This window comes from Phenylobacterium sp. (assembly GCF_016793225.1).
Classification (GTDB): domain Bacteria; phylum Pseudomonadota; class Alphaproteobacteria; order Caulobacterales; family Caulobacteraceae; genus Phenylobacterium.
The window spans coordinates 1-24,346 of record NZ_JAEUMN010000100.1 but is presented as its reverse complement, the minus strand read 5'-3'; the positions used below and the strand labels follow the sequence as shown (position 1 = coordinate 24,346).

Annotated in this window: 16 protein-coding genes; 5 read left to right on the top strand and 11 right to left on the bottom strand. The window is 71.6% G+C overall.

The window, feature by feature from the left end; genetic code table 11:
- Positions 1 to 35 precede the first annotated feature (35 nt).
- Together JNK30_RS11835 and JNK30_RS11830 are read left to right on the top strand one after the other, a co-directional pair.
- Positions 36 to 1,031, top strand: a complete 996-nt coding sequence (locus JNK30_RS11835) for an MBL fold metallo-hydrolase (RefSeq protein WP_293482442.1) — start codon at positions 36 to 38, stop codon at positions 1,029 to 1,031.
- A gap of 78 nt (positions 1,032 to 1,109) precedes the next feature.
- Positions 1,110 to 1,772: an EF-hand domain-containing protein gene (locus JNK30_RS11830; RefSeq protein WP_293482441.1), complete on the top strand. Its 663-nt coding sequence runs from the start codon at positions 1,110 to 1,112 to the stop codon at positions 1,770 to 1,772.
- A gap of 4 nt (positions 1,773 to 1,776) precedes the next feature.
- Here the strand turns inward: JNK30_RS11830 and JNK30_RS11825 are convergent, their stop codons facing one another.
- From JNK30_RS11825 to JNK30_RS11775, 11 genes are all read right to left on the bottom strand, one after another.
- A complete protein-coding gene (locus JNK30_RS11825; RefSeq protein ID WP_293482440.1) occupies positions 1,777 to 3,927 on the bottom strand; it encodes a CoA transferase in 2,151 nt (716 codons plus the stop codon).
- 318 nt (positions 3,928 to 4,245) lie between these two features.
- Positions 4,246 to 4,791 carry a gluconate 2-dehydrogenase subunit 3 family protein gene (locus tag JNK30_RS11820; protein WP_293482439.1) on the bottom strand — a complete coding sequence of 182 codons (546 nt, stop codon included), beginning with the start codon at positions 4,789 to 4,791 and terminating at the stop codon, positions 4,246 to 4,248.
- The gene (locus JNK30_RS11815) at positions 4,791 to 6,515 is read right to left on the bottom strand and encodes a GMC family oxidoreductase (protein ID WP_293482438.1); all 1,725 of its coding nucleotides are present in this window, start codon (positions 6,513 to 6,515) and stop codon (positions 4,791 to 4,793) included. The genes JNK30_RS11820 and JNK30_RS11815 overlap by 1 nt, the downstream gene beginning before the upstream one ends.
- Before the next feature lie 3 nt (positions 6,516 to 6,518).
- Positions 6,519 to 7,571: a sugar phosphate isomerase/epimerase gene (locus JNK30_RS11810; RefSeq protein WP_293482437.1), complete on the bottom strand. Its 1,053-nt coding sequence runs from the start codon at positions 7,569 to 7,571 to the stop codon at positions 6,519 to 6,521.
- Positions 7,559 to 8,668, bottom strand: a complete 1,110-nt coding sequence (locus tag JNK30_RS11805; RefSeq protein WP_293482454.1) for a Gfo/Idh/MocA family oxidoreductase — start codon at positions 8,666 to 8,668, stop codon at positions 7,559 to 7,561. Before JNK30_RS11805 ends, JNK30_RS11810 begins: the two co-directional genes overlap by 13 nt.
- A gap of 14 nt (positions 8,669 to 8,682) precedes the next feature.
- A complete protein-coding gene (locus JNK30_RS11800) occupies positions 8,683 to 9,639 on the bottom strand; it encodes a sugar phosphate isomerase/epimerase (RefSeq protein ID WP_293482436.1) in 957 nt (318 codons plus the stop codon).
- Positions 9,640 to 9,655: 16 nt separating this feature from the next.
- A complete protein-coding gene (locus tag JNK30_RS11795) occupies positions 9,656 to 10,921 on the bottom strand; it encodes an MFS transporter (protein WP_293482435.1) in 1,266 nt (421 codons plus the stop codon).
- 353 nt (positions 10,922 to 11,274) lie between these two features.
- Positions 11,275 to 12,711, bottom strand: a complete 1,437-nt coding sequence (locus JNK30_RS11790) for a glutamate synthase subunit beta (RefSeq protein ID WP_293482434.1) — start codon at positions 12,709 to 12,711, stop codon at positions 11,275 to 11,277.
- Positions 12,712 to 12,734: 23 nt separating this feature from the next.
- Positions 12,735 to 17,375 (bottom strand): glutamate synthase large subunit, encoded by a 4,641-nt coding sequence (gene gltB, locus JNK30_RS11785; protein WP_293482433.1) that lies wholly within the window; start codon positions 17,373 to 17,375, stop codon positions 12,735 to 12,737.
- A 228-nt stretch (positions 17,376 to 17,603) separates the two neighbouring features.
- Positions 17,604 to 19,031, bottom strand: coding sequence for an MFS transporter (locus JNK30_RS11780; protein ID WP_293482432.1), 1,428 nt, complete (start codon positions 19,029 to 19,031; stop codon positions 17,604 to 17,606).
- Between the two features lie 5 nt (positions 19,032 to 19,036).
- Positions 19,037 to 19,825: an SDR family oxidoreductase gene (locus tag JNK30_RS11775; RefSeq protein WP_293482431.1), complete on the bottom strand. Its 789-nt coding sequence runs from the start codon at positions 19,823 to 19,825 to the stop codon at positions 19,037 to 19,039.
- A 181-nt stretch (positions 19,826 to 20,006) separates the two neighbouring features.
- Between JNK30_RS11775 and JNK30_RS11770 the strand changes: the two genes are divergently transcribed.
- The 3 genes from JNK30_RS11770 to JNK30_RS11760 form a co-directional block, all read left to right on the top strand.
- Entirely contained in the window at positions 20,007 to 21,869 is a 1,863-nt protein-coding gene (locus JNK30_RS11770) for an alkyl sulfatase dimerization domain-containing protein (RefSeq protein WP_293482430.1), read from the top strand.
- An 11-nt stretch (positions 21,870 to 21,880) separates the two neighbouring features.
- The gene (locus JNK30_RS11765; protein WP_293482429.1) at positions 21,881 to 22,765 is read left to right on the top strand and encodes a crotonase/enoyl-CoA hydratase family protein; all 885 of its coding nucleotides are present in this window, start codon (positions 21,881 to 21,883) and stop codon (positions 22,763 to 22,765) included.
- Between the two features lie 105 nt (positions 22,766 to 22,870).
- The coding region (locus tag JNK30_RS11760; RefSeq protein WP_293482428.1) for a DUF3604 domain-containing protein at positions 22,871 to 24,346 on the top strand (1,476 nt) is incomplete at its 3' end.

Below are 24,346 nucleotides of genomic sequence, written 5' to 3'. Positions count from 1 at the left end.
GTGACACGATGCGTGTCATATTCGGGAGGTTCGCCATGCTTCGTCTCCTCGCGGCGGTCGCTCTGCTGCTCGCGCCGGCTGCGGCCCACGCCCAGGCGTTCGACGGACTGAAGGTCATCTTCTGCGGCACGTCGGGCCCCCTCCCCGTCGCAGGCCGCGCGAAGCCCTGCACGGCCATCCAGGCCGGCGGCTCGCTCTACATCGTCGACATCGGCCCCGAGGCGACCGAAAACCTGATGACCTGGCGCCTGCCGCTCGCGAGCGTGAAGGCCGTCTTCATCACGCACCTGCACTCGGACCACATCGGCGACCTGGGCGAGCTCAACATGCAGAGCTGGGTCGGCGGCCGGGCCCAGCCGCTGGAGGTCGTGGGCCCTCGCGGGGTCGAGAAGCTCGCCGCCGGCTTCAATCTCGCCTACGAGCCCGACCACGAGTTCCGCCGCGCGCACCACGAGCGCGAGGGGATCCGCTTCCCCATTTCCGCCGGCCTGCTGAAGGCGCGCCCCGTGGCCATCGCCAAGCCGGACGGAACCGCCGTCGCCTGGAAGGACGGCGACCTCACCGTGACCGCGATCCGCGTGGCGCACGAGCCGGTCGAGCCCGCGTTCGCCTACCGCTTCGACTACAAGGGCCGCTCGGTGGTCATCAGCGGCGACACCCGCAAGTGGCCGCCGCTGGCGGTCGCGGCGAAGGGCGCCGACGTGCTCGTCCACGAGGCGCAGAACAACGCCATGACGCGCCAGATGTCCCAGGCGCTGGCGGGCATGGGCAACGCGCGGATGAGCTCGGTCATGGCCGACACCGTGACCTACCACACCGAGCCCCGGGAGGCCGCCGAGCTGGCCCGCCAGGCGGGCGTGAAGGCCCTGGTCCTGAGCCACCTGACCCAGGCCGGGCTGCCGATGTTCAACCCGGAAACCTTCGGCCGGGGCATCGACGCCGACGGCAAGCTGGACTGGCGGCTGGCGAAGGACGGCATGACGATCGAGCTGCCGGCCGGGAGCTCGGAGGTCCGTTTCGGCGCGTACTGACGCCGATTGTGGCGGCTTCGACATTGCGCAGCCCCGTTCGGCGTGGAAGCTGGCGCATGCAGTCGTCGAGGGTCGAGCATGGGCGTCGCGGGTCGGATCGGGGTTCTCTGCTCGGCGGCGCTGCTGGCCGGCTGTGCGGCGGACGGCCGGGGACCGCCCCGCGGCTTCGACGACGAGGAGGGCGGGCCGCCGCGCGCGCAGCTGTTCGTCAGCCCGTCGGGGCAGCCCTTCCGGAGCGCGCCGGGCCAGCCCTACCCCTCCGCGGCCTGGTTCGCCGCCGCCGACGCGGACCGTGACGGCCGCCTGACGCGCGCGGAGTTCCGGGCCGACGCGGACGCCTGGTTCAAGGCCCTCGACGCCGACGGCGACGGCCAGCTCAGCATGCCGGAGGCGACGCGCTGGGAGGAGGATCTCGTGCCCGAGGTCTCGCGCGTGGGACCTGGCGGCGCCGGCCGCGGCATGGCGGTCGGCCGGAACGAGCTGAACACCCGCATCCAGGGCGCCGCCGCCTACAGCCTCATCAGCGAGCCGCACCCGGTCAGGGGCGCCGACACCGACCTCGACTACCGCGTGACGCGGACGGAGTGGCGCGTGGCCGCCGACCGCCGGTTCGGACTTCTGGACCCGGACGGCGACGGCGCGGTCCTCGCCGCGGACATGCGGGCCACGCCGGCCCAGGCGATGGCGATGCCGCGGCGGCCTTCCCTTCTGCGGCGGGAGGCCGTGGGGCCGAGACGCTGAGGCCTCAGGCCGTCGCGTCCAGTTCGCGCAGGACCTCGTCCGTGTGCTCGCCGAGCGTGGGGGCCGGCCACCGCACCGCGGGCCGGACGCCGTCGTAGGCGAAGGGCGCCGCCGGGATGAGGTGGGCCCCGACGTAGCGGCGCTCGGACTCCAGCCAGAAGCCGCCCGCCGTCAGTTGCGGGTCGTAGCAGAGCTGGTCCGCGCGCTGCACCGGCGCGGCCGGGACGCCCGCCGCCTGCAGCGCCGCCGCCGCGTCCTCCGGCGTCCGCGTACAGGCCCAGGCGGCGAGGGCCGCCTCGATCCCGTCCTCGTCCGCCCGCGAGAGGTCGGGCCGACCGAGGCGCGCGCGCAGGCCGTCCAGGGCGGCCGCCGTGTCCGCCGCGACGGCGAGCCAACTGTCAGGTTCCGCCCCCGCCACCACGAACGCGGCCGCGCGCGCCCGGCGGCTCCCCGTTCGCGGAAGAGGTCCGGACACGAAGTGCTGGGCGATGATGGCGTCGGCGGCGAACTGGAAGAGGCTGGCCACCTGGGCGAGGTCGATCTCGGCGCCCCCCGTCCGCTCGCGGCCGAACAGGCAGGCCATGACGGCGTTCGCGGCGGTCAGCCCGGCGAGCGGGTCGCCGAACGCCACGTGCTGCAGCGACGGCGGCCACTCGGGCCGGCCGTTGGCGAACGGCAGGCCCGACGCCTGCTCGACGGTCGATCCGTAGGCCCGGATCCCGGAGAGCGGCCCGCCGTTGCCGAAGGCCGGCATCGAGACGGTGATCAGGCCGGGGTTGAGGGCCCGCCGCACATCGGGGCCCAGGCCGAGGCGGTCCATGATGCCGGCGGCGAAGTTCTCCACGACCACGTCGGCCCCCGCGACGAGGGCCCTCGCCCGCGCCAGCCCCTCGGTGGACGCGAGGTCGAGCGCGACGCCGCGCTTGTTGCGGTTCATGCAGATGAAGTTGAACTTCGTCTCGTGCGGCGGCGGATCGCCCTGCTCCACCTCCCAGCCGCGCCACCAGTCCGGGTGCCCGGCGGACTCGATCTTGACGACGTCGGCGCCCAGGTCGGCCAGGGTGCGGGCGCAGAGCGGGCCGGCCCAGCCCATGGAGAAGTCCACGACCCTGAGGCCGCGCAGCGGCGCACGGGCGTCGCCCGCGGGGACCGGCGCGCAGGGTCCGCCGAAGGTCGCGCGATAGGGCCGGGTCGGCGCGGCGATCCCGCTGGAGTCGAACGGCCCGAAGGCCCCGCGCTCGCGCCAGTGCGGCGTGTCCGGGAGCTCGGCCAGGTCGGGCATGGGTGTGATCGGCACCCGCGCGCGCCCGCCCAGCGCCACCCACTCGTCCGTGGTCCGGTCCAGGAACGGCGGCGCGCAGAGGCCGTCCACCTCGTCGGCCAGCATCAGGCGTCCCACGGCGGTGGCGAAGCGCGGCTCGTGGCCGAGTTCCGGCCGGCCGATGATCTCGCAGAGGCCGCGCCACTGGGCGGGGGTCAGCGCGCTCACGCCCGCCCAGCCGTCGGCGGTCCGGTAGCTGGAGCAGGGGAAGGTCGGCACGAGGCGGTTCACGCCCAGCCGGACCGAGGTCCCGCCCTCCATCAGGGCCGAAACGGCGCCCGTTTCCACAAGGCACGCGTAGGCCTCGAGGATGTTCAGTTCGATCCGCCGCGGACGGGGACGGGCCATGAGCGCGCCCAGCGCGGCGTTGAAGCCGGCCAGGCCCGCGGCGATCTGCGGTCCATGGCCCTGGGCCAAGGTCGGCGGCCCCTCGGGAGGCCCCAGCGAATAGGCGAGCCCGCTGAGCGCCTGGATGATCTCGTCGGTCCCGCGCCAGTCGGCATAGGGTCCGTCGGCGTGGAACCAGCGGACCGCGAGGACCACGGGCTGGCCCGGAAGCCGCGCCGCCAGCGCCTCGCCCTCGGCGACGCCCTGGGCGTCCTGGCCCGCGATCACGAGGTCGACGGCGGCGCCCGGCGGTTCCGACCGCTTGCCGGCGTCGAGCCAGCGGCCGTACGCCTCGCCCGCCGCGCCGCCGTAGCCGATGGCCGCGTCGTCGCCCCCGGACGCCCGGACGACCGCGGCGCCCATCTGCGCGAACAGGCGGCCGCAGAACCGGACGGCCACGCCGCGCGAGGCCTCGACCACGTTGAGCGGGCTCAGGAGACGGTCCATCGCCGCAGGATCACCCGGCGCGGCGGGCCACGTCCAGCGGGCTAAGCTGGCTCCGGCGTCGCCGGGCCGGACCTCCGCAGGGGAAGGCGGTGGAGGGGGCGCGGGCTCGGCCTGGCGGATTCCACAGGCGACCGAGTTTCACGTCCTCCCCCGCAGGGGGAGGGGGACCGCCGAAGGCGGTGGAGGGGGCCGATCCACAGCGCCAAGCGACCACTCCACCCTGCTTTGCAGGGTCCCCTCCCCTTGCAGGGGAGGCCCAGCACTGCCGTCGGCCCGCAGGACGAGCCATCTTCACGCCCCACCCGCAGGGGCCCCGTCTCAGGTCGCCCAGGCGCGGCCGATCTCGGACAGGGGGACGCAGCCGCGGTAATCGCCCGGCACCGGGTCGTAGCGGAGCGCGCGCGTAGCCCCCGGCTCGGAGGTGAAGTAGCCGGCCGTGACCAGTTCCTTCAGCTCGGCGAAGAAGTGCGGCCGGCGCGTCCGGGACTCGGCGTCGAGCGTCGACAGCATCCCGGTCTGCAGCGGCGCCGCGAGTGCGGCGAAGGGCGCGCCGTGGGCGGACCTTGCGTCCGCGTCGAGCTGGTCGAGGCCAGCCTTCAGCCGCTGCGCCTGATCGGGCGCGCACCAGGTCGCGATGGCGCGGTCGACATACTGCGGCACGCCGGCCTCGACCGCGCCCGGCGTGTCGGTGGCCGGGATGATCCGCTCGGCCGCGGCGGTGAGCGCGCGGGCCTGGGCCGCAGTGAGCGCGCGCGGCGTCCAGGCCGGAGGGGCCGACGCCGGGGTCTGCGCCACGGCCAGGGCGCTCCAGCCGCTGGCGGCGGCCAGGCCGAGGAAGGCGTCGCGGCGGGTGAGCCTGAGCATCAGAGGTCCCCCTTCTTGCCGGCGTCGACCGCATAGGCCGCCGCGCGCGCGGTGAGCGCCATGTAGGTCAGCGACGGGTTCACGCAGCTGGACGAGGTCATCGCCGCGCCGTCGGTCACGAACACGTTGCGGCACTCCCAGAGCTGGTTTCGGTCATTGAGGACCGAGGTCTTGGGGTCGCGGCCCATCCGGGCGGTGCCCATCTCGTGGATGCCCAGGCCCGGCCCGTAGTCGCCATCGTAGGACCGCACGTTGCGGAAGCCGGCGGCCTCGAGCATCTCGGCGCCCGCCGCGGCCATGTCCTTGCGCATCTTCCGCTCGTTGTCGCGGATGGAGACGTCGAAGGTGAGCGTCGGCAGGCCGTGCTTGTCCTTCACCTCCTGGTTCAGCGTCATGCGGTTGTCGGCGTAGGGCAGAATCTCGCCGAACCCGCCGATGCGGACCATCCACGGCCCCGGCTGCGTCAGCGCCGCCTTCCGCTCGGCGCCGACGCCCGGCACGTCGCGATCCCAACCCGGGCGGCCGGCCCCGCCCTGGTAGCCGAACCCGCGCAGGTAGTCGCGGCGCGAGGCGGCGTCGCCCAGGTTCCGGAAGCGGGGGATGTAGATGCCGTTCGGACGCCGGCCCGAGTAGTACATCTCCTCGTACCCCGGCGCTTCGGCCATCGCGCCGACGCCCAGGTGGTGGTCCATGATGTTGCGGCCCACCTGGTCCGAGCCGTTGCCCAGTCCGTTGGGATGCCGGCGGCTCCGGGAGTTCAGGAGGATCCAGGCGGAGTTGAGGGCGGAGGCGTTGAGGAAGACGATCCGCGCGTAGAACTCGGTGGTCTCTCCCGTCTGCGCATCGAGGACACGCACGCCCGAGGCCTTGTTCAGCTTCTCGTCGAAGATGACTTCGGTGACGATCGAGTTCGGCCGGATCTTCAGCCGCCCCGTGCGCTCGGCGGCCACGAGGGTCGCGGCGTTGGAGCTGAAATAGGCGCCGAAGGGGCAGCCCCGGATGCAGAGGTTCCGGAACTGGCACTTCCCGCGGCCGAGCGCGAGCTGCTCCTCGGTGGGCGCGGTCAGGTTGGCGGTGCGGCCGATGGTGATGCGGCGGTCGGGGAAGCGCGCCTCGGACTTCGCCTTGAAGGCCTTCTCGACGCAGTTCATCTCCATCGGGGGCTGGAAGACCCCGTCCGGCAGGTGCGGCAGCCCCTCGGCCTGGCCCGAGACGCCCACGAACCGCTCCACATAGTCGTACCAGGGCGCGAGGTCGGCGTAGCGGAGGGGCCAGTCGACGCCGACGCCCTCCTTGGCGTTGGCCTCGAAGTCGAGGTCGGACCAGCGATAGCTCTGTCGCGCCCACAGTAGGGAGCGGCCGCCCACGTGATAGCCGCGGATCCAGTCGAAGCGCTGGGTCTCGCTGTAGGGGTGCTCGTCGTCGCGGACGAAGAAGTGCTGCGTGTACTCGGTCAGCGCATAGCCCGTCCGCTGCTGGGCCTTGTAGCGCGCCGCCATCTCGGCCGCGGGCAGGCGGCCGCGCGGGTACTTCGTTTCCCACGGGTGGGTCTGGGCGGTCGGATACCCCTCGATGTGCGGGACGGGCCCGCCGCGCTCGAGGACCAGGGTGTTCAGGCCGCGCTCCGTCAGCTCCTTGGCCGCCCAGCCGCCCGAGATGCCGCTGCCCACCACGATGGCGTCGTAGGTGTGTTCGGCCCGGGCCTTGGTGTTGAGGTTCGCCATCGCTTACAGCCCCAGGATCTGGCGGTTCCTCGCCGCGTCGACGCCCGAGGCGGCGAAGTCGTCGAAGGCGCGCTCGGTGACGCGGATGATGTGATCGCGGATGAAGGGGGCGCCCTCGCGGGCGCCGTCCTCGGGATGCTTGATCGCGCACTCCCACTCCAGCACGGCCCAGCCGGGATAGTCGTAGGCGGCCAGCTTCGAGAAGATCGCGCCGAAGTCGACCTGCCCGTCGCCCAGCGAGCGGAAACGGCCCGGCCGGTCGACCCAGCCCTGGTAGCCGCCGTAGACGCCCGATCGGCCGGTGGGCCGGAACTCGGCGTCCTTCACGTGGAAGGCCCGGATGCGCTCGTGGTAGCGGTCGATGTAGTCGAGGTAGTCCAGCTGCTGCAGGACGAAGTGGCTGGGATCGTAGAGCAGGCAGGCGCGCGGGTGGCCGCCCACCTCGTCCAGGAAGCGCTCGTAGGTCGCTCCGTCGTGCAGGTCCTCGCCGGGGTGGATCTCGTAGCAGACATCGACGCCGGCCTCGTCGAAGGCGTCCAGGATGGGCCGCCAGCGGCGCCCGAGTTCGGCGAAGGCCTCTTCCACCAGGCCGGCCGGCCGCTGCGGCCAGGGATAGAGGTAGGGCCAGGCCAGGGCGCCCGAGAAGGTGGCGTGCGCGTCCAGGCCCAGCCGCCGGCTGGCCTTCGCCGCGGCCTTGAGCTGGCTCACCGCCCACGCCTGCCGGGCCTGCGGCCTGCCCCGGACCTCCGGAGCGGCGAACCCGTCGAACAGGGCGTCGTAGGCGGGATGCACGGCCACGAGCTGGCCCTGCAGATGGGTCGACAGCTCGGTGATCTGGAGCCCGTGCTCGGCCAGAACGCCCGCGATGTCGTCGCAGTAGGCCTGGCTCTCCGCGCCCTTCTCCACGTCGAAGAACGCGCCCGGTCCTGTGGGCAACTGCACGCCGACGTAGCCCAGCGACGCGGCCCAGGCCGCGATGGTGTCCAGCCGGTCGAAGGGCGGCTCGGGCCCCACGAACTGGGCGAGGAAGATCCCTGGCCCCTTCAACGTACGCACGCGTCGTCTCCCGAAAGCTCGACCCAGCCCGCCCCGCTGGCGCGGACGGCGGTCTCGACGAAGGCCATGCCCCGCACGCCTTCTTCTATGCCCGGCGTCGGCGCCGCGTCGGCGCGGCCGGCGAGAATGGCCTCGGCGAAGTCGCGGTAGAGGTTGGCGAACGCCTCGATGAAACCCTCGGGATGCCCCGCGGGCAGCCGGGCCGCGGCCTGGGCCGCGCCGCCCAGGTATCCGGAGCCGGCGTGCAGCACCTGGCTGGGCCGATCGAGCCAGTCGAGCGTCAGCTCCGCGGCCCGCTCGTGGCTCCACGAGACGCCGCCCCTCTCGCCGTAGACGCTGATGCGCAGCCCGTTGCGGGCGCCGGCCGAGATCTGGCTCGAGATCAGCACGCCGCGCGCCCCGCCCTGGAAGCGCAGCAGGACGTTGGCGTCGTCGTCCAGCGCCCGGCCCGGCACGACCGTGGCCACGTCCGCGCACAGGCGGTCCACCCGGCGGCCGCTGACGAACTCCGCGAGGTTGAAGGCGTGCGTTCCGATGTCGCCCAGGCACCCGCCGACGCCCGCCCGTCCCGGGTCGCCGCGCCAGGCCGCCTGCTTGTTGTCGACCGGAGCCGACAGCCAGCCCTGCGAGTACTCCACCACCACCTTGCGGACCGCTCCGAGGTCGCCGCGGGCCACGATGTCGCGCGCCTCGCGCACCATCGGATAGCCGGTGTAGGTGTGGGTCAGGCCGTAGAGGCGGCCCGAGCGGGCCACGGCGTCGGCGAGGGTCCGCGCCTCGGCCAGGTCGCGCGTGGCGGGCTTGTCGCTCATCACGTGGAAGCCGGCGCCCAGCGCCGCGGCCGAGACCTCCAGGTGCAGGTCGTTGGGCGTGACCACGCAGACCATCTCGGCGCCGTCCGGCCGCGCGCCCTCGGCCGCCAGCATCTCGCGCCAGTCGTCATAGCCGCGCACGCCCCAGGCCGCAGCGGCCGCCGCCGATCGCCCGGCGTCGCGGCTGAAGGCGCCGGCCACCAGCTCGATCCTCGCGTCCAGCTCGGCCGCCATGCGGTGGACGGGGCCGATGAACGACCCCGGCCCGCCGCCCACCATGGCCATGCGGACGCGCCGGCTCACGCGACGAGGCCGGCCAGGAAGTCGTGACCGGCGCGGGCGGAGTCGATGCGGGGTCCGGGGAACGGCGGCTCCTGTTCGAGGAAGAAGTGCCGCACGCCCGCGGCGTGCGCCGCCGGCAGCAGCCGCTTCCACTCCATCCGGCCGGCGCCGATGTCGGAGGGGTCCATGGCGAGCGTGAAGTTGGGCTGCGTGGACGCCTTCAGGTCCTTCACGTGCATCAGCGTGAACCGGCCCTTGTGGCGCGTCAGCAGCTCCGCCGGGTCCTGGCCGCTCGCGGCGATCCAGCCCACGTCGGCCTCGAAGGTGACGAGCTTCGGATCGGTCTCGGCCAGCAGGATTTCCATGCCGCTCACGCCGCCCAGCGGCGCGAACTCCATGTTGTGGTTGTGATAGCCCACGCGGATGCCGGACCGGGCCAGCGCCGCGCCCTTCTCGTTGAGGAACTGGGCGTTGGCCCGCCAGTCGTCGGCGGTCATCTGGCTGAAGACGCGGCGGAGGTAACCGACGAAATCCTCGCCGGCGGCGGGGACCAGCCCGAGCCGCTCGGGGATGCGCGGAATCGGCATCACCGCATGGGTCGCCCCGACGACGTTCAGCGCCTCGGCGACCTTGCCCACGTCGCCGTCGAACGACGCGCCGGGCGCGCCGCGCGGCTGGATGTGGGCGCTGGTGGCCTTCAGGCCCGCCTTGTCGAGCGCCGCGCGCAGGTCCTGCGGCGAGCGGCCATAGAAGCCGGCGAGTTCGACGGTGCGGAAGCCGATGCCCGCCACGGCGGCGAGCGTGCCCTCCAGGTCGCGGGCCGCCTCGGGGCCGAGGGTGTAGAGCTGGATGCCGATCGGCAGTCCATGGCGGCGGAAGAACGGCCGCGCCTGGGCCTGGGCGGCGCCGCTCACGCCCGCGCCCAGCCCGACGGCGGCGGCGGCGAGCAGCGCCCGGCGATGAAGTGGTCGCATGTAGGTCCCCTTGTGGTCATGGCGGCGACGGCACGCCGCCCTCGGGCATCATCGGCGCCTTTTCCTCGGCGTGCTCGACGACGGCGGGCCCGCGGTCCGGCGGCCGGAAGAAGAGGGCGAGCAGGAGCACGGCGACGAGCGCCATGCCGGTGGGCGCGAGGAACAGCGTGCGGTAGTCCACCGCCTGGGTCGCCGGGTCGGTCAGCCGGGCGATCAGCGCCGGGAAGAGGAAGCTGGCCACGACGTTGCCGACCCCCAGGATCAGCAGGTTGAACAGCCCCTGCCCGCTGGACCTGACGTCCTTCGGGAAGGCGTGGTCCACGAAGATGTACACGCTGGCGAAGAAGAACGCGTAGCAGACGCCGTGCAGCAGCTGCACGGCGACGATCACGGGCATGCTGTCGGCGAAAAAGGCGAACACCGCGAAGCGCGCGGCGTGGCCCAGGATCCCGACGATCATGGTGACCTTCCAGCCCAGCCGGACCAGCACCGCACCCAGCACGACCATGGTGAGGATCTCGGCCAGCTGGCCCAGGCTGAGCACCACCATCGACAGGTTGCCGGCGATGCCCACGCGGTTGGTCAGGAAGGCGTCGGCCATCACGAAGTAGCCGTTGTGGATGACGCTGTCGATGAAGGTGACCAGGAACAGGACCGCGATGAAGGGGACCTTCAGCAGGCCGATCGCCTCGCGCCAGGCCAGCGGATCGGCGGCTTCGCCGCCGCGCTTCGGCGGGGTGTGCGGCAGCGTCAGCGAATAGAGCGCGAGCGCGAACGAAACCGCCGCGGCCACGAAGAAGATCGAGCGCACCTCGGCCGCCGTCGCTTGCGCCGACAGCAGGAAGACGAAGGGCCAGGAGACCAGCATCCAGCCGACGGTCCCGCCCATGCGCACCGTGCCGAACTGCCGGGCCGGATCCTTGAGGTTGGCGAAGGCGATGGAGTTCGAGACCGAGAGCGTCGGCACGTAGAGCAGGCTGTAGAGCAGGTAGGCCCCGAAGAACGGCCAGAACGCATCCGAGAAGGCCACGCCCAGCAGGGCGACGCCGGAGAGCGCATGGCTCGCGGCCAGGAACCGCTCAGCGGCGAAGTTGCGGTCGGCGAACTGGTTCGAGAAGAAGATCCCGGCCAGCGAGGCGACGCCCCAGGCGCTGCCCACCAGGGCCTGCTGCCACGGCGCGAACCCCAGCATGCCCATGTAGGGGAACAGCTTCGGCGCCCAGGCCCCCCAGACGGCGAGCTGGAGCACCATCATCACGAACAGGCGCACCTGGATCGACATGCCCGGGCCCTCCCCGCCCCGTGCGCGCCTTGATCTGGTTATGGGACGGCGCGACTCCATCTAGCCACGGTCCACGCGGCCCGTCACGCCTCGCGGGGCTCAGCGTGGCAGCGTCGAGGCGCCGAGCAATGCCCTGTCCCCAAGAACCCCTGTCATCCCGGTTTCCGCGCAGCGGAACACCGGGACCCATAGACTCCGCGGTTCCGGATGAGACGCAGCGGCCCCGCCCGCGGGCCGCCACGGCCATCGGGCGCGTATGGGTCCCGGTCTTCACCTGAGGCGAAACCGGGATGACAGCGTGGGGGCGTGCGCGTCCCGTCCGGCTTCCCTGCGGGGAGAACCCGTCGCCTCCGTCAGCGCGGGAGGGTGGAGGTTCCCATCAGGTGCAGGTCCACGGCGCGGGCGCACTGGCGGCCCTCGCGGATCGCCCAGACGACCAGGGACTGGCCGCGACGCGCGTCGCCGCAGGCGAAGATCCGGCCGTCCGAGGTCCGGTAGTCGGCGACGTTGGCCTTGAGGTTGCCGCGCGGATCCAGGTCGACGCCGCTCTGCTCCACCACGCCCGCCTTGCGGGGTCCGACGAAGCCCATGGCCAGCAGCACCAGGTCGGCCTTGAGCTCGAAGGTCGAGCCCTCGATCTCGCGCATCCGGCCGTCGACCCACTCGACGCGGGCGCACTCCAGCGCCGTCACCTTGCCGTCCTTGCCGATGGCGCGCTTGGTCACCACCGCGAAGTCCCGCTCGACGCCCTCGGCCTGCGAGGACGAGGTGCGCATCTTCAGCGGCCAGTCGGGCCAGGTCAGGGCCTTGTTCTCGTGCTCGGGCGGGGCCGGCATGATCTCGAGCTGGGTGACCGAGGCCGCGCCCTGACGGTTCGACGTGCCGATGCAGTCCGAGCCGGTGTCGCCGCCGCCGATGACCACGACGTGCTTGCCCTTCGCCGAGAGGGTTCCGGTCGGAGCCGCCACGGCCTCGTCGTCGCCGGCGTTGCGCTTGTTCTGCTGGGTCAGGAACTCCATGGCGTAGTGCACGCCGTCGAGCTCCCGGCCCGGGACCTCCAGGTTGCGGGGATCCTCGGCCCCGCAGGCCATCACCAGGACGTCGTAGTCGTCCAGCAGGCGCTGCACCGACACCATCGAGCCCACCTCGAAGTTGGTGCGGAAGATCACGCCCTCGGCCTCCATCTGCCGGATGCGCCGGTCGATGAGGTGCTTCTCCATCTTGAAGTCGGGGATGCCGTAGCGCAGCAGGCCGCCGACGCGGTCGTTCTTCTCGAACACGGTCGTGGCGTGGCCGGCGCGGGCCAGCTGCTGGGCGCAGGCCAGTCCGGCGGGGCCGGAGCCGACGATCGCCACGCGCTTGCCGGTGCCGCGCGGGCTGGGCCGCGGCGCGATCCAGCCTTCCTCCCAGCCGCGATCGATGATCTGGCATTCGATCGTCTTGATGGTGACCGGGGTGTCCGGGATGTTCAGCGTGCAGCTGGCCTCGCACGGCGCGGGGCAGATGCGGCCCGTGAACTCGGGGAAGTTGTTCGTGGACTGGAGGTTCTCCAGCGCCTCGCGCCACTGGTCCCGGTAGACCAGCTCGTTGAAGTCCGGGATCTGGTTGTTGACCGGGCAGCCCTGGTGACAGAACGGGATGCCGCAGCTCATGCACCGCGACGCCTGCGCCTGCAGCTCGGGCTGCGGCAGGGGCGCGACGAACTCCCGCCAGTGCTTCAGGCGCTCGGCGACCGGCGCATAGCCGCGGTCGTGACGCTCGATCTCGAGAAAGCCGGTCGGCTTGCCCATGGTTGTCCCCTGAACCCTGAAGCTTACTCGGCCGCGACGGCCGCCGCGGCGGCGCGTTCGCGGGCCAGATCGGTGAGCGCGCGGCGGTAGTCGCGCGGCATCACCTTCACGAACGACGGCAGCACCTGATCCCAGTTCTCCAGGATCTCGGCCGCCCGGCGGCTGCCGGTGTGCAGGTGGTGCCGCTCGATGAGGATGCGCAGGCGCTCGGCGTCGAACGACAGCATGTCGCCCATGCCGCTGTTCTCGGCCGAGACCGAGCGTTGGCTCGGGCGGCCGGCCTCGTCTGCGCCGACCGGAGCCGCCTCGACCGGGCCCAGGTCGACCATCGCCTTGTTGCACAGCGGCTCGAAGCGCTTGCGCGGGTCGTAGACGTACGCGACGCCCCCGCTCATCCCGGCCGCGAAGTTGCGGCCGGTGTCGCCCAGCACCACCACGACGCCGCCGGTCATGTACTCGCAGCCGTGGTCGCCCACGCCTTCGACCACCGCCACGGCGCCCGAGTTGCGCACGGCGAACCGTTCGCCCGCCACGCCCTCGAAGTAGGCCTCGCCGGCGATGGCGCCGTAGAGCACCGTGTTGCCGACGATGATGTTGCGGGTCGGGTCACGCCGCGCTTCCGGCGGCTGACGCACCACCACGCGGCCGCCCGACAGGCCCTTGCCGACATAGTCGTTGGCGTCGCCGATCAGCGTCAGGCTCACGCCGCGCGCCAGGAAGGCCCCGAAGCTCTGCCCGGCGGTGCCGCGCAGGGTGAGCGCGATGGTGTCCTCGGGCAGGCCCGCGTGGCCGTAGCGCTTGGCCACCTCGCCCGACAGCATCGCGCCGGCGGTGCGGTTGACGTTGCGGATGCGGTACTCGGCCCGCACCGGTTCGCCCTTCTCGAGCGCCGGACGCGCGTCGGCGATGAACTGGTGGTCCAGCGCCTTGTCCAGGCCGTGGTCCTGGCGGTCCTGGTTCCACAGACCCTTCGCGCCCTCGGCCGGGGCGGCGTAGAGGATCCGGGAGAGGTCCACGCCCCGCGCCTTCCAGTGGTCGAGCGCGTCCTTCATGTCGATGCGGTCCACGCGCCCGATCATCTCGTTCAGCGTGCGGAAGCCCATCTGCGCCATGATCTGGCGCAGCTCTTCGGCGACGAAGAAGAAGTAGTTGATCACGTGCTCGGGCTGGCCGGTGAAGCGCGCGCGCAGCACCGGGTCCTGGGTCGCCACCCCGACGGGGCAGGTGTTCAGGTGGCACTTGCGCATCATGATGCAGCCGGCCGCGATCAGCGGCGCCGTGGCGAAGCCGAACTCGTCGGCCCCCAGGAGCGCGCCGACCGCCACGTCGCGGCCCGTGCGCAGGCCGCCGTCCACCTGCACCGCGATGCGCGTGCGCAGGCCGTTCAGCAGCAGCGTCTGCTGGGTCTCGGCCAGGCCGATCTCCCAGGGCGAGCCGGCATGCGTCAGCGAGGTCAGCGGCGAGGCGCCGGTGCCGCCTTCGAAGCCCGAGATGGTCACGTGGTCGGCCCGCGCCTTGGCGACGCCGGCGGCCACGGTGCCCACGCCGACCTCGGAGACCAGCTTCACCGAGATGCGGGCGACCGGGTTGACGTTCTTCAGGTCGTGGATCAGCTGGGCCAGATCCTCGATCGAGTAGATGTCGTGGTGCGGCGGCGGGCTGATGAGGCCCACGCCCGGCGTCGAGTGGCGGACGCGGGCGATGTTCTTGTCCACCTTGTGGCCGGGCAGCTGGCCGCCTTCCCCGGGCTTGGCGCCCTGGGCCATCTTGATCTGGATGTCGTCGGCGTTGACCAGGTACTCGGTGGTGACGCCGAACCGGCCCGACGCCACCTGCTTGATGGCCGAGCGCATGGAGTCGCCGTTGGGGAGCGGCTTGAAGCGGTCGGGCTCCTCGCCCCCCTCCCCGGTGTTCGAACGGCCGCCGATGCGGTTCATCGCGATGGCCAGCGTCGTGTGCGCCTCGCGGCTGATCGAGCCGAAGGACATGGCGCCGGTCGAGAACCGCTTCACGATCTCGGCCGCCGGCTCCACCTCCTCGAGCGGGACCGGCCGGTCCGCGGGCTTCAGCCGCATCAGGCCGCGCAGCGTGAGCAGGCGCTCGGACTGCTCGTTGATCGCGTTGGCGAACTTCTCGTACTCGGCGGGCAGGTTGCCGCGCACCGCATGCTGCAGGCCCGAGATGGACTCGGGCGTCCAGGCGTGCGCCTCGCCCCGCAGGCGCCAGGCGTACTGGCCGCCCACGTCGAGCATGGACCGGTAGATTGGGTTGTCGCCGTACGCGTCGCGGTGGCGGCGGACCGTCTCCTCGGCGATCTCGGCGAGGCCCACGCCCTCGATCGTCGTGGCCGTGCCGGTGAAGTACTTGTCGATCAGCTCGGACGACAGGCCCACGGCGTCGAAGATCTGCGCGCCGCAGTAGGACTGGTAGGTGGAGATGCCCATCTTGGACATCACCTTCATGATGCCCTTGCCCACGGCCTTGATGTAGTTCTTGCGGACCTCGTACGCCGACAGCGACAGGCCGTTCTTGACCCGCAGCTGTTCCAGCGTCTGGAACGCCAGGTAGGGGTTCACCGCCTCGGCGCCGTAGCCGGCCAGCACGCAGAAATGGTGCACCTCGCGCGCCTCGCCCGTCTCGATGACGAGGCCCGTCTGCATGCGCAGGCCCTGGCGGATCAGGTGGTGGTGCACGGCCGCGGTGGCGAGCGCCGCCGGGATCGGGATGCGCTCCACCGAAACCTCCCGATCCGAGAGGATCAGGATGTTCATGTCGGCCAGGACGGCGTCCGTCGCCTCGCGGCAGATCCGCTGGATCGCGGCCTCGAGGCCGGCCGCGCCCTCGGCCATGGGCCAGGTGATGTCGATCGTGGCCGTGCGGAAGGCGCCGTCGAGCAGCTCGTTGACCGCGCGGATCTTCGCCAGGTCCTCGTCGGTGAGGATGGGCTGGGCCACCTCCAGGCGCTTGTGCGTGCCGGCCTGGCGGCCCAGCAGGTTCGGGCGCGGACCGATCATCGACACCAGGCTCATGACCAGTTCCTCGCGGATCGGGTCGATGGGCGGGTTCGTGACCTGGGCGAAGTTCTGCTTGAAGTACTCGTAGAGCAGCTTCGAGCGGTCCGAGAGCACGGCGATGGGCGTGTCGTGGCCCATGGAGCCGATCGGATCGTCCCCGTCCTTGCCCATCGGCTCGAGGAAGAACTGCAGGTCTTCCTGGGTGTAGCCGAACGCCTGCTGGCGATCGAGCAGCACCTGCGGGTCGTTCGCGGGCGCCTCGCCCCGGACCTCGTCGAGCTTCAGCTCCTCCAGCTTGAACTGGGTCTCGGCCAGCCATTCCTCGTAGGGCTCGGCCTCGGCGAGGGTCTTCTTGATCTCCTCGTCCTCGATGATGCGGCCCTGCTCCATGTCGATGAGCAGCATCTTGCCGGGCTGGAGCCGCCACTTCCTGACGATGCGCTCCTCAGGAACGTCGAGCACGCCGACTTCCGAGGCCATGATCACATGGTCCTGGTCGGTGATGACGAAGCGGGCCGGGCGCAGGCCGTTGCGGTCGAGCGTCGCGCCGATCTGGCGGCCGTCGGTGAACGCCACCGCCGCCGGACCGTCCCACGGCTCCATCAGGGCCGCGTGGTACTCGTAGAAGGCGCGCCGCTTGGCGTCCATGAGCGGGTTCCCGGCCCAGGCTTCCGGGATCAGCATCATCATGGCGTGGACCAGCGGGATGCCGCCGGCGACCAGCAGTTCCAGCGCGTTGTCCAGGCACGCGGTGTCCGACTGCCCGTGCGGGATCAGCGGCCACATCTTGTTGAGGTCAGGCCCCAGCAGGTCGCTTTCCAGCGTGCGCCGGCGCGCGTTCATCCAGTTCACGTTGCCGCGGACGGTGTTGATCTCGCCGTTGTGGGCGATGAACCGGTAGGGGTGGGCCAGCTTCCACGACGGGAAGGTGTTGGTGGAGAACCGCTGGTGCACGAGCGCGAGCGCGCTCTCGCAGCGCTCGTCCTGCAGGTCCTTGTAGAAGCTGCCGACCTGGCCCGCGAGGAGGAGGCCCTTGTAGACCACCGTGCGGGTCGAGAACGACGGCATGTAGACCTGCGTGAGGTCCGGCAGGCCGCGCTTCTCGGCCAGTTCGGCCAGGGGGTTCTGGAACTGCTTGCGGACCGCCAGGATCTTCCGCTCGTGGGCGTCCTGGTCCTTCACGTTGGGGCCGCGGCCGATGAAGGCCTGGCGGATCACCGGCATCGACGCGAGCACGGCCTTGCCGAGGCCCGTGGTGTCCACCGGCACGTCGCGCCAGCCGATCAGGGGCTGCTTCTCGACGCGCAGGAAATGCTCGAACTGCTCCATGGCGGCCGCGCGGGTCAGCGCGTCCTGCGGCAGGAAGCACATGGCCACGGCGTATTCGCCGGCCGGCGGCAGGTCGACGCCCTCGGCCTTCGCCCAGTCGCGATAGAGGCGGTCCGGAATCTGGATCAGGCAGCCGGCGCCGTCGCCCACGAGCGGGTCCGCGCCCACCGCGCCGCGATGGTCGATGTTCAGCAGAATCTGCAGGCCGGACTGGATGACCTCGTGCGACTTGCGGCCTTTGATATTCGCGACGAAGCCCACGCCGCACGCATCGTGCTCGTTCCGGGGATCGTACAGGCCCTGTCGCTCAGGCAGTCGCATCGTCTCTCTCGTCCAAGCACAAACCAACGCGGCCGACCTGAGGGGCGGCCGTACGTGCTTTCAGCGCGCCTTTAAGCGGCAAAACCCACCCGTGTCGATGCCCCTCGCATCGCGGTGGAGGCATAAGCTTCCAACCTGAGCGGAATTGGCGCAGGTCCTGCGAGACGCGACGCCCCCTCGCGCGCGCGTCAAATCAGCGTGAAGGCCGGCCCGCGGACCGCCCCGGCGTCACTTCGCCACAAGGTCCTGCTTCAGCCAGCGGCAGGTGAGCAGGAAGAACGCGCCGCTCAGCGCATAGAGGCTCGCCGTCACCAGCAGCGACTGCTGCAGGCTCTGCGGGTGGGCCTGGGCGCATACGGCCTCGAGCCTGGCGGGCAGGCCGGCGCGGGCCGCCCCCTCGCAGGCGCTGCGGGCCAGGTCCGCCGCGCCCAGCGCCGCCGCCTGCGACTTGAAGAGGACGTCGCTGAGCCAGCCGATGAACAGCGGGCCGAGGCCGTAGCCCAGGAGGTTCAGCATGAACATCAGCACGGCGGTCGACAGCGCGCGGGTCTGGGCCGACACCACGCCCTGGCCGATGGTGTACTGGGCGGCGAGGTAGCCGTACTTGGCGCCGCCGCCGATCACGAGCCCGGCGAGGCAGAGCCACAGGTCCTGGGTGGTGAACGCCAGCACGTAGAACGGCACCGAGATCGCCATGCCCGCGGCCGGCAGCCAGGCGATGGCGCTGACGCTTCGCGGCCCGATCTTCTCCGCGAGCCAGCCGGTCCCCAGCGTGCCCAGCGACGAGGCGATCGCCACCGGCACATTGATCATCAGCGCCGCCTCGCCGGCCGTGAGGCCGAAGGTGCGGTTGATGAACAGCGACTGGAACGACGAGATCCCGTAGCCGCAGAAGGCGGCGATGGTGGCCGCCGTGGTCATCGACCAGAACGACTTCTTCGAGGCGATCTCGCGCAGGCCGTCCATGAAGCGCACGACCTCGCGCCGCGGCGTGCCGGGCGGATCGGTGTAGCCGCGCGGCGGTTCGCGCACCGTGAGCTTGAAGACCAGCGCCACCAGCAGGCCCGGCACGCCCAGGATGAAGAAGGCCCAGCGCCAGCCCAGCGCATCCGTGATCGGGCCGCCGATGACGTTGGCCAGCATGGTGCCGAGCGTGACGCCCATGGCGTAGTAGCCCAGGGCGGTGGAGCGCGTGCGCGGCGGGTAGTAGTCGGCGATGAGGGAATTGGCCTGCGGCGTGCAGCCCGCCTCGCCGATGCCCACGCCGACGCGGCAGGTCAGCAGCACCCAGAAGGCGCCGATGGTGATCGAGCCAATGGTGATCTCGGCGGCCAGCCCGCACATCGCGGTCATGAGCGACCAGAGGGCGATGCAGATCGTCATGATCCACACGCGGTGGCGCGTCTCGGCCAGTTGGGCCAGCGGGACGCCGACGATCGTGTAGAGCAGGGCGAAGCCGAAGCCGGTGAGCAGCCCGAAGCCCGTGTCGGAGATCCCCAGCTCGGGCTTCATCTGCGGCGCCACGACCGACAGCAGCGTGCGGTCCATGAAGTTCAGGATGAAGATGAAGAGCAGCGCCGTGAGCACATAGGTGCGGTACGGGCGCGTCCCGTAGCCGTGGATATGCCCCTGGCCGGCGTCGGCGGCGGCGGTCATGGCGTTCAGCCGGCCGACGGCTGGGCGATGCGGTCGCGCAGGCGCACCATGCCGGCGATCCAGCGGTCGTAGTCGCCGGTCTTGCGCTGCATGTAGGTGGCCACCTGCGGGTGCGGCAGGATCAGGAACGTCTCGGCCGCCAGGCCGTCGACGACGCAGTCGGCCACGTCCGCCGGGGCCATGACGCCGTCCACCGCCTGCGAGCCCCTGGCGCCGCGGATCATCGGCGTGTCCACCGCCTGCGGGCAGAGGATCGAGACGCGGATGTTCTGGCTGCGGTGGGTGATCGCCAGCGATTCGGCGAAACCGACCGCCGCGTGCTTGGTGGTGGCGTAGACGGGGCTGCCCGGCTGGCTCAGGAGGCCCGCGGCCGACACGGTGTGCAGGAAGTAGCCGCCGCCGCGCGCGATCATCCCCGGCAGGGCCGCGCGCGCCGCATAGACGTGGGCCATGACGTTGACGTTCCAGCCGAGCATCCAGGTGTCGTTCGACGCGGACGTCGCGTTGTTGAAGTCGGGGTCGCGGACGGACACGCCGGCGTTGGAGCACATCAGGTCGATCCGGCCGAAGCGCTTTTCGGCCAGGCCGACCATCCGCTGGACGTCGGCTTCGACCGCCACGTCGACCCGGATCGAGACGCCCCCGACCGACCGCGCGACGGCCTCGGCCGCATCGCCGTCCAGGTCCGCGATCACGACCCCGGCGGCGCCCGCACGCCGGAAGCGCTCGGCCATCGCCTTGCCGATGCCGCTGCCCCCGCCCGTGATCACCACGACCTTGTCCTGCAGGTCCATCAGCTCTCCCCCATCCGACGCTTTTGATCCGCCTTGGTAACAAAAGTGGGCCGAACGCCCCGCGCCGTCAACGCCGGACGCAGCAATTTGATACCGATCCGGAACATTTGCAGTTGAAGCCTCCAAGGCGCGCGCTTAGCGTCTAGGGGAGACCGCAATGAACGGCCGGACGGGGGGAGGCATGTCGGAAGCGAACGCCGATGCGCGCAAGGACGCCACGGCGGCGACCCGCGCCGCCCACGAGGCCGTGGCCCGGACCCTGCCGCCCGACGACGGGGCCTTCGAGCTGGCCCGCCGCGGCTTCATCGGCTCGATCCCCGACGCCGACGTCCCAGGCGCCTGGAGCCAGCGGCCGTTCGCCTTCCTGGACGCCGAGCGCCCCGACACCATCAACCCCAGCCTCTGGCGGCAGGCGCGCCTGAACGCGCTGCACGGCCTCTTCGAGGTCACCCCGGGCGTCTACCAGGTGCGCGGCTTCGACATCTCGAACATCACCTTCGTCGAGGGCCGCGAGGGCTGGATCGTCATCGACCCGCTGACCTCGGCCCAGCCCGCCGCCGCGGCGCTGCAGCTGCTGCGCGACACCAAGGGCGACCGCCCGGTGACGGCGGTGATCTACACGCACAGCCACGTCGACCACTACGGCGGGGTCATGGGCGTGCTCTCGCCCGACGATATCGCCCGCGGCGTGCCGATCGTGGCGCCCGAGGGCTTCCTGCAGGCCGCCGTCGCCGAGAACGTGCTGGCGGGCAACGTCATGAGCCGCCGGGCGACCTACATGTACGGCGGCCTCCTGCCCAAGGACCCCAGGGGGCACGTGGACTCGGGCCTCGGCAAGGGAACCTCCACCGGCAAGGTGGCGCTGGTGGCGCCCAACGTCTCGGTCACCCACACGGGGCAGGTCCTGACGCTGGACGGCGTCGAGATCGTCTTCCAGGTGACGCCCGACACCGAGGCGCCGGCGGAGATGAACTTCCACTTCCCGCAGTTCGGCGCGCTCTGCATGGCCGAGAACTGCACCTGCCATCTGCACAACCTCTACACCCCCCGCGGCGCCCAGGTGCGCGACGCCAAGGCGTGGAGCTTCTACATCGACGAGGCGCTGGACATGTTCGCAGGCGCGTCGGACGTGATGTTCGCGAGCCATCACTGGCCGCGCTGGGGCGAGGACCCGATCCGGGCGTTCCTGGCCAAGCAGCGGGACCTCTACAAGTACATCCACGACCAGACGCTGCGGATGGCGAACCACGGGATGAACGGGCCCGAGATCGCCGAGGTGCTGAGGCTGCCCCCGACGCTGGAGGCCGAGTGGCATACGCGCAGCTACTACGGAACGCTCAGCCACAACGCCAAGGCCGTGTACCAGAAGTACCTCGGCTGGTTCGACGGCAACCCGGCCAACCTGAACAAGCACCCGCCCGAGGCCGCGGGCCGGCGCTACGTGGACGCGATGGGCGGCCCGGACCGCGTGCTCGCCGAGGGGCGACGCGCCTTCGAGGCGGGCGACTACCGCTGGACCGCCGAGATCGTGGGACACCTGGTCTTCGCCGACCCCGCGCATGAGGCCGCGCGCGCGCTGCAGGCCGACGCGCTGGAGCAGATGGGGTACCAGGCCGAGTCCGGGCCGTGGCGGGACTTCTACCTCACCGGCGCCCAGGAGCTTCGGAAGCCGCGACCGAAGTCGGACACGCCGCGCCAGGCCTCGGCCGGCCAGCTGCGGACCCTGCCCGCGGACAACCTGCTGGACGCCCTGTCGGTGCGGCTGAACGGGCTCGCGGCCGGGGCGGAGACGATCGGCCTCACGGTCGCCTTCACCGATACCGGCGAGCGGTTCGCCGTGCGCGTCGAGAACGCCGTGCTGCACCACCGTGCGGGCGAAGGCGGCCCGGCAGCCGAGCTTTCGCGAGGCGACCTCGTGGACCTGGTCACCGGCGCGAAGACCGTCGCGGAGGCCGGCGTCGCCGGCGACGGTGCCGCCGAGCTCGCCCGCCTCGTTTCCCTGCTCGACCGGTTCGACCTCTGGTTCGAGATCACCGCGCCCTAGGAGCCTGCCCCGTGTCCCAGCCGACTTTCGAGACCCTGCTCTACGACGTGGAAGACGGGATCGCGACGATCACCCTGAACCGGCCCGACCGGCTGAACGCCTTCACGCCGAAGATGATGCTGGACATGATCGCCGCCTTCGACGCCACCGACGCCGACGACGCGGTGAAGGCGGTGATCGTCACCGGCGCCGGGCGCGGGTTCTGCGCCGGGGCCGACCTGGGCGCCGGCGGCGGCACCTTCGACCAGGGCGCGCGGGAGGCCGAGCGGCGCGCGGCCGGCGACACCGGCGACGTGACCCGCGACGGCGGCGGCCGCGTCTCGCTGCGCATCTTCCAGAGCCTGAAGCCGGTCATCGCGGCCGTGAACGGCGCGGCGGTCGGCGTGGGCGTGACCATGCAGCTGCCGATGGACATGCGGCTGGCCTCGACGGACGCAAAGTTCGGCTTCGTCTTCGCCCGGCGCGGCATCGCGATGGAGGCCTGCTCCTCCTGGTTCCTGCCGCGCCTCGTGGGCGCGCCGACCGCGCTGGAGTGGTGCTACTCGGGGCGGGTGTTCACCGCCGAGGAGGCGCACGCCAAGGGACTGGTGCAGAGCCTGCACGCGCCCGACGACCTCCTCCCGGCCGCCCGCGCCCTGGCCAGGAGCTTCACCGAGAACGCGGCGCCCATGTCCATGGCCGTCACCCGACAGCTCATCTGGCGGGGGCTCGTGGCCGACCATCCGATGGAGGCTCACCGCGCCGACAGCCGGTCGATGCGGATGCGGGGCGCCTCCGACGACGCGCGCGAGGGGATCGCGGCCTTCCTGGAGAAGCGGGCGCCGGCCTTCCCCGACAGGGTCTCGAACGGCCTCCCGGACCTGTGGCCCGAGTGGCAGGAGCCCGAGTACCGCTGACGGCGCCGCGCGACCCATGCCTCGGGTCGACAGCGCCATAGCCCTCCAGCTTCTGGCGCCCAGAACCGGAACCGGGATATCGATTTCGTGGGGAGACGATTGCCGATGACGACGCACAAGAGGCGGGAACTCGCCCGATACGTGATCCCGGCCGCCGCGGTCGGGCTGCTCGTGGGCGGCGGCGCCATCGCCGCCCAGGCCCTGCGCGGTGAAGCCGCCCCGTCGGCGATCCAGGCGGCGAAGCCCGCTGCGGCCGCCGCGGCGGGGTCTCCGGCCGTGCGCCTGCCCGGCCACAACCCGGACCGGAACGCCTATTTCGGCGACCTGCACGTCCACACCCACATCTCGAACGACGCCTACATCTTCAACGTCCGCAGGACGCCCGACGACGCCTACCGCTTCGCCCGCGGCGAGACGATCGGCCATGCGTCCGGCTACCTGGTCCGCCTGGCCGGCGGCCCGCTGGACTTCGTCGGCGTCACCGACCACGCCGAGTTCATGTCGGCGATCCGCGAGGCGGGGAATCCCCAGAGCCCGCTCTCCAAGCTCCCGTTCAGCCAGGGCCTGATGAGCCCCGACCCGGCGCAGATCCAGAAGGCGTTCGACGCCTTCAATCAGGCGCGGCGCGACGGCACCCTGCCCAAGGAGTTCGCGGATCCGTCGATCATCTCGCGGGCCTGGCGCGAGACCCAGGATGCGGCCGCGCGGCACTATCAGCCCGGTCGCTTCACCACCTTCATCGGCTACGAGTACACCTCGGCGCCGCAGCGGCGGAACCTGCACCGCAACGTCATCTTCAAGAGCTCGAACGTCCCCGCGGCGCCCTACTCCGCCAGCGACTCTAACGATCCGGAGAACCTCTGGAAGGCCATGGACGGCTGGCGCGCCCGAGGCGTCGAGGCCCTGGCGATCCCGCACAATTCGAACGGCTCGGACGGCCTGATGTTCGACAGCGTGCGGCTGAACGGCCAGCGCGTCGACAAGGCCTACGCCGAGCTGCGCATGCGCAACGAGCCGCTGGTCGAGATCACCCAGATCAAGGGGACCTCCGACACGCACCCCTCGCTGTCGCCCAACGACGAGTGGGCGAACTTCGAGATCATGGAGAAGTACATCGGCTCCAACATCGCCGTGACGAAGTTCGCCGGCGGCTATGTGCGCCGCGCGCTGCAGGACGGGATCATCTTCCGCGAGAAGATCGGCGCGAACCCGTTCAAGTTCGGCTTCATCGGCTCGTCCGACACCCACAACGCCGCCCCAGGCAGCGTCGAGGAGCCCAACTACTTCTCCAAGACGGGACGCCGGGACGGCATGCCGGAGCTGCGCGGCTCGGTCCCGCCGGGCGGCGCGAAGGACTGGTCGGCGCTCACGGGCGAGGCGGCGGCCAACCCGCCGGTGTTCCAGACGTGGGGCGCCTCGGGCCTGGCGGGTGTCTGGGCGGAGGAGAACAGCCGCGACGCGATCTACGCGGCGCTGCGGCGCAAGGAGACGTTCGCCACCTCGGGTCCGCGGATCAAGGTGCGGTTCTTCGCCAGCTACGACTTCCCGGCCGATCTCCTGAGCCGCACCGACACCGTGCGC